This is a genomic window from Salifodinibacter halophilus (assembly GCA_012999515.1).
Lineage (GTDB): Bacteria > Pseudomonadota > Gammaproteobacteria > Nevskiales > Salinisphaeraceae > Salifodinibacter > Salifodinibacter halophilus.
Map to the genome: position 1 here is coordinate 1 of JABEEB010000156.1, position 289 is coordinate 289.

The 289-nt window shown below is 74.7% G+C and carries 1 protein-coding gene; it reads left to right on the plus strand.

Annotated elements, in window-relative coordinates; all coding sequences use genetic code 11:
* Positions 1-289: KR domain-containing protein (locus HKX41_11125; GenBank protein ID NNC24683.1), on the plus strand; the 289-nt coding region annotated here is incomplete at both ends.

Consider the following 289-nt stretch of genomic DNA (forward strand, 5'->3'; position numbering starts at 1 on the left):
GCGCGTCGCGGGCACGAACGGCGGGAACAGGTCGCGGGCGGGCGCGACCACCGGGTCGGAGGCCATCAGGCCGCCGATGGCCGGGCCGAAGATGAACCCGAGGCTGAACGGCGCGCCGACGAGGCCGAGCGCGTGCTGGCGCTGGCGCGCGACCGCTACGGCCGCATCGACGGCATCGTCCACGCCGCCGGCGTGCTGCGCGACAGCTTCGCCCGCAACAAGAGCGCGCAGGACCTCGACGCGGTGTTCGCGCCGAAGATCCGCGGCGCGCTGCACTTGGACCGCTTCA